Genomic DNA, 6503 nt, shown 5'->3' with positions numbered 1-6503 from the left:
GGGCCCGCCGGCGGGGGGGGGGGGCGGTCCTACGGGGCGCCCCGGCCCGGGCCGTGCGGGGGGGCGGCCGCGGCCGAGCACCCCACCAGGTCGGCCCCCCCCCCCGCCGCGGGACGCAGCCGTACGGTCACCATCGCCGGGTCGGCCTCCGGAAGCCACAGCGGCCGGGTGAACACGGCGTCCAGCTCGACCGCCCCCGGACCCGCCACCAGGGCGTGCGCCGCGACGACGAGGTCGAGGAGCGCCGTGCCCGGCAACACGGGCTCGTCCGACAGCCGGTGTTCCGCGGACAGCCAGTCGGTGTCCGGGCCGGTGCGCAGCCTCAGCGCGGTCCAACCGTCCCCGCCGGTGTGACGGGCCTCGAACAGCGGGTGGTCCAGTGGCTCGCCCGCCTCGTCCGGGGTGTTCCCGAGGGCGTGGCGCAACGCCATCCCGGTCTGCGACCAGCGGTCCCAGCCGATGGACACGAGGGTGTCGTCGGTGTGCGCGTAGCTGTCGAGGAAGGCGTTCGCGCCGCTGTAGTCGGCCTGCCCGGCGGCGTCGGTGACCGACAGGACCGAGGAACACAGCACGACGGCCGGGCGGTCGTCGGCCGTCAACCGGTGCAGCAGCAGGGTCCCGCGCACCTTGGGGGCCAGCACCCCGGCCACCTCCCGCCGGGTCCGCAACGCCATCGTGCCGCCCCCGGGCAGGCCCGCCGCGTGCACGATCCCGGCGATCGGGCCGTGCGCGGCGCGGATCCGCCCGAGGGCGGACTCCAGTTCCCCGGCATCGGTGACATCGCACTGCACGAGGCAGACGGCCGCCCCGTGCCCGGTCAGTTCGGCCAGGGCCCGGGCCTGCTCCGGCGGGCAGTCGGCGGCCGGCGCGGCGCCCGCGGGACGGATCGTGGTCCAGCCCGGACCGTCCGGCACCGGGCGTCGGCCCATCAGCAGCAGCGTGCGCCCGCCGTCCCGGGCGAGGCGCCCGGCGACGGCCAGGCCGATGCCGCCGAGACCGCCGGTGACCAGCCAACTGCCGCCCGGAAGGGCCGTGACGGGCGAAGCCGACGCCTCGTCCCCGGGGAGCAGCGCGGGCCGTTCCCAGCCGGGCACGAGACGAGCCCGCCCCCGGACGGCGATCAGCGGCGCCGCCGGCCCCGCCGCGCGCAGCTCGACGAGGACCGCGTCGGCGGCGCGTTCCAGCGCCGGGGCGTCGTGGGGCGCGCAGTCGAGATCGAGGGCGCCCAGGGTGAACCCGGGCAGTTCGCCGGGCAGCGCGCGTACGGCACCCATGGCCGTGGCGACCTGCGGGGAGCGGGGAGTACGGCCCTGCACACCGTGGGCCCCGTCGCTGACCAGCAGCATCCGTACCGGTCGGCCGGGGAAGGCGCCGCTGAGGGCCTGCGCCAGCTCGGCGGGCAACGTGAGGGCGAGCAGGGCGCCCCGCGCCACCTCGTCGGGGTCGGCGTGCTCCGCGTCGGGGGAATCGACCGCCCAGCAGGAGACGACCGTGTCGATCACGTGGCCCCGGCCGGCCAGCTCACCGACCAGCGCGGTGAAGGCACCGGGGTCCTCGGGGTCGACGAACCGCCCGGGGGTGGAGCCGCCGGCGCGGACCGGGGCGGCGGGGTTGCGGGGGAGGGCCCGTACGGTGTGGACCTCGGCGCCCGCCCGGACGAGCCGCGCGGCGATCCGGTCGGCCAACCCGGCCTCGTCGGCCAGGAGCAGGACCGTCCCGGGAGCGCCGTGCGGGTCGGCGGCGGGCGGCGCCGCCTGCGACCAGGACGGCACGCGGAGCCACTCGTCGACCGAACCCCCGGACGCGGAGCCGTCGACGCCCCCGGCGGAAGCGGTGCCCGCGGGCTCCGACGCCCCGGGAAGGGACCGGTCGCCGCGAGGGGCAGCCGTCGGCGTGAACCAGTGCCGGGCCGGCTCGAACGGGTAGCCGGGCAGCGGCACGCGCCGTCGTCCCGCCCGCTCCCCGAGGGCGGGCCAGTCGACGGGCACCCCTCGCTCCCACAGCCCGGCGACGGCCGTCAACCGGGCCGGAGCGCGGTCGGCGCCCCGCGCCGCGCCGGGGTCCGGGGCGTACAGGGACGGCAGGACGGGCCGCTCGGCCCCCGGGCTCCGTCGGGCGAACCCCGACAGGGCCTGCCCGGGGCCCGCCTCGACGAGCACGGCTCCCTCCGGCAGGGCGGCGAGCGCGTCCGCGAACCGTACGGTCCGCCGCATCTGCCGCGCCCAGTACTCGGGCGACCGGGCCTCCTGCGGCGTCAGGGCGCGCCCCGTCAGGGTCGACACCACGGTGACGGCCGGCGCCTGGGCGGGCACCGAGGCCACCAGCTTCGTGAACTCCTCCACCAGAGGGTCCACGTGCCGGCTGTGGAAGGCGTGCCGGACCCCGAGCGGGCGGCCCGTCACCCCCTGGTCCGCCAGCAGCGCGGCGAAGCGGTCCACCGCGCCCGGATCACCCGCCACCACACAGCGGTCGGGCGCGTTGACGGCGGCGATCTCCGGCAACGGCCCCGACTCGGGACCGAGTTCCCGGCCGAGCCGGTCCAGGTGCGCCCGTGTCTCCCGTTCGGGGAGCGGTACCGCGAGCATGGCGCCCGGGGCCATGCCCGCCATCAGCCGCCCGCGTTCGGCGACCAGCCGGGCCGCGTCCCGGAGCGTGAACACCCCGGCGGCGCACGCCGCGGCGAACTCCCCGACGCTGTGCCCGACCAGCGCGACAGGGCGGATCCCCACGGCCGTCCACCACGCGGTCAGCGCGTACTCGACGGCGAAGAGCGCCGGCTGCGCCACCTCGGTGCGATCGAAGAGGTCCGGGTGCGCGGGGTCCAGCAGCAGCGCCCGGGGCGTCGCCCCCGTCCAGGGCTCCAGGGCCTCCAGCGCACGGTCCAGGGCCTCGCGGAAGGCGGGTTCCGTCTCGTACGCCTCGGCGGCCAGGCCGGGCGCCCCGGCGCCCTGGCCGGGGTACAGCAGGACGACGTCCGGCTCGCGGTCGGCGGCCCGGACGGGCCGGACCGCGGCGATCGGTCCGGCGGAGCCACGGCGCGGCACGGGGACAGCGGCGCGCCAGGCGTGGGCGGTGCGCCCGATCTGGAGGGTGTGCGCGGCGTCGGACAGGTCCGGCGCGTCGGGCGCGGCGAGCGCGTCGTCCAGCCGGGCGGCGGCGCGCTCCAGGGCCTCGGGCGTGCGCGCGGACAGCGGGAGCACCTCCCACCCGGTGGCCTGCGGCGCGGGCCGGGCGGGGCGCGGCAGCGGCGGCGGGTCCTGGAGGATCACGTGCGCGTTGGTGCCGCCGATCCCGAAGGAGCTGACGCCCGCGATCCGTGTCCCGTCCGGACGGGACCAGTCCTCGGCCGCCGTCAGGACGCGGAACCCCGTCTCGGCCAGGCCGTCGGTCGGCCGCTCGAAGTGGGCGGTGGGGACGAGGGTGCGGTGGTGCAGACAGAGCACGGTCTTGATCAATCCGGCCATGCCCGCGCAGGTGTCCAGGTGCCCCACGTTCGACTTGACCGCGCCGAGCACCCGCTCCGCGTCGGGGTCGGCTCCGAAGACCTTGGCCAGGGCGGCCAGTTCGATGCGGTCGCCGAGCGCGGTGGCGGTGCCGTGCGCCTCCACGTAGGAGACCTCGTCGGCGGTGACCCCGGCGACCGCCTGCGCGGCCGAGATCACCCGGACCTGACCGTCCATGCCGGGCGCGGTGAACCCGACCTTGCGGGAACCGTCGTTGTTCACGGCGGAGCCCAGCAGCAGCGCCCGCACCGTGTCGCCGTCGGCCACCGCGTCGGCGAGCCGCTTGAGGACGACCGTGCCCACACCGCTGCCGAACACGGTCCCGGTGGCGGCCTCGTCGAAGGGCCTGCAGTGTCCGTCGGCAGACAGGATGCCGCCCTCGGAGTGCAGGTAGCCGTGCCCCTGCGCCACCCCCGCCGACACCGCGCCGGCCAGGGCCACGTCGCACTCGCCGCTGAGCAGCGCCTCGCTCGCCAGGTGCACGGCGACCAGCGCGGAGGAGCAGGCGCTCTGCACGCTCATGCTCGGTCCGGTCAGCCCGAGCCGGTACGAGGTCTGGGTGGCCAGGTAGTCCTTGTCGCCGGAGGCGAGCCACTGGACGTCCGCGCGGTCGCCCAGTTCCCCGGCGTGGGGCAACAGATGGTGCGTGAGGTAGGAGTTGAAGCCCGCCGACGCGTACACGCCGATCGAACCGTCGAAGCCCTCGGCCCGCAGGCCGGCGTCCTCCAGCGCGGTCACCGCGCACTGGAGGAACAGCCGGTGCTGCGGGTCCATGAGCGCCGCCTCGCGGGGCGGGATCCCGAAGTACTCGGCGTCGAACTCGTCGATGCCGTCCAGGACACCGCCCGCCGGAACGAACCTGGGGTCGGCCAGGCGCTCGGCCGGGACCCCGAGGGCCGCGAGTTCCCCGGGTGTGCGGAAGCCGACGCTCTCCCGGCCGTCCACGAGGTTCGCCCAGAAGGCGTCGGCGTCGCGTGCGCCGGGGAACCGGCAGGCGAGGCCGATGACGGCGATCGCGTCCGGCAGGTCCGCCGAATCGGCGGATCCCGGTTCCCTGGTGTCCTGAATGGTCATGCGGTGTCTTCTCCTTCGGGCGTTCTCGGCCGCGGATCGGACCGACCGGCGAGGTGCCGGTCGGTCTCAGTTGGCCGGCGAGGTGCCGGAGCCGCCTCGCCGGCGGGCGGCGCGGCGCCTCTCGTGGTGCTGCCTGCGGTCGGTGACCGACTCGTCGGCGGTGGTGCCGGTAGTGCCAGTGGTGCCGGTGGTGCTGCCGGTGACGGTGGGCGGTTCGGTGGCGGCATCCGGATCGGCCGGACGCGTCGCGGGACGCACCACCGGTGCCGGGTCGGCCTCCGGTCGGTCGAGCAGGTCGGCGAGGTGGCGGATCGTCGGCCGGTCGAACATCTCGACCACCGACACCTCCCGGCCGAACTCCTCGGTGACCCGGCGCTGGACGCGGACGAGGTGGATGGAGGTGGCGCCCGACTCGAAGAAGTTCGTGTCGATGCCCAACTCCTGCCCCTCCAGAACCTCCTGCCACAACGCGATGAGCCGGTCGATGGTGCTGCCCGTCGGACGCGCCACCAGCACGGCCCGCTCGACAGGGGCGACCTCGGCCGCGACCGGTGCGGCCACCTCCGGCGGGGTCGCCGCCGGTGCGACCGCCCGCGCGGCCAGCGCCTTGCGGTCCACCTTCCCGTTCGCCGACAGCGGCAGCGCGTCGATCACACCGACCCGCTGCGGCACCATGTACCCGGGCAGCCGCGCGGCCAGTTCGGCGCGCAGCGTCAGTGCCCAGTCCCGCGCGTCGTCCGCCGGCCCGGAGGCCGGGGCGCCCGAGGGCGGGCCGCCCACCAGGGTGTGCAGCACGCTCTGGTCCTCCTCCAACCGCAACAGCGCGCGCAGCGGCTCCGCGTGCACGGCACCGATCGGACAGAGCCCGAGACGACAGTCGGCGGCCCGCTGACGCAGCACCTGCGCCATCGCACCGGCCTCCAACAGGCAGAACCCGCCGGACAGCTCGCCGTACACGGGTGTCACCGCGCGGTCGCGGGCGACGAGGAAGATCCCGAACCCGGCGCCCGCCACGAGCGCCCGGTTGGCCTCGGAGAACAGCGCCGGGTCCAGCGCCCGACCGGCGTCCGGACCCGCGTCCAGCGAGACCAGGGCCGGACCGGCGGGGTCGAGGTAGTACACGCCCGCCGGGATCCCGGTGACCCCGCCCGGCGCCACCGCGAGGTAGGTCTGCACGGGGTACAGCCCGCCCGCCGAGCCGAAGGCGTACCGGGGCACACCGTCGTCGTCCTGCCGGGCGAGCGCCGTCAGCAGCGCGTACACGTCGGCCGCGGGCACGGGGCCGGCGCCGAAGGACGTGGCCGCGCCCCGACCGGCGGCCGACGCCCGCAGGGCGAGCGTGTCGGCGGGCAGGACGAACGGGAGGATCTCACGCCCCGCGAGGTCGGCGCGACGGCCGGGCTGGCTCAACCGCCGCTCCAGCAGCCGGGCCTGCTCGGCGCCGAAGACACCCGAAGCGCCCGGCTCCACGCCCGCCCCGACCGCCGTGTCCGACGGCCGCGCCGCCGGGTCGGCGACCGGGCGCGCCGCGTCGAGGACCACGTAGGCCGCGAGGCGGGCGGCTGTGCCGTGGCCCTCGACCAGCGCCGCGGCCTCGCGCACCCCCTCGGTGCGCACGAGGGCCGCCTCGATCTCGCCCAGTTCGATGCGCATGCCGCGCACCTTCACCTGCGAGTCCTGCCGGCCTAGGAACTCCAGGTCGCCGTCGGGCAGCAGACGGGCCAGGTCGCCCGTGCGGTAGAGCCGCTCCCCGGTCACGGGGTGCGTGGGGAAGGCCCGCGCGGTCAGTTCCGGTGCGTTGCGGTAGCCCGCGGCCAGACCCACGCCGCCGATGAACAGCGCGCCGGGCAGTCCGGTCGGACGCAGCCGGAACGCCTCGTCCAGGACGTACATGGTCTGGTTTCGCATCGGCCGCCCGTACGGGAT

2 protein-coding genes are annotated in these 6503 nt (G+C 76.8%); both read right to left on the bottom strand.

The features are described 5' to 3' along the window. Positions 1-29 precede the first annotated feature (29 nt). Positions 30-4577, bottom strand: a complete 4548-nt coding sequence (locus tag ADK55_RS08465) for a type I polyketide synthase (protein ID WP_053676862.1) — start codon at positions 4575-4577, stop codon at positions 30-32. 66 nt (positions 4578-4643) lie between these two features. Continuing rightward, on the bottom strand, positions 4644-6503 hold a 1860-nt coding region (locus tag ADK55_RS39645; protein ID WP_159041320.1), incomplete at its 5' end, for a phosphopantetheine-binding protein.

Origin of the sequence: Streptomyces sp. WM4235, assembly GCF_001279725.1 — a bacterium.
Classification (GTDB): domain Bacteria; phylum Actinomycetota; class Actinomycetes; order Streptomycetales; family Streptomycetaceae; genus Streptomyces.
This window is presented reverse-complemented; position numbering and strand designations above follow the sequence as displayed.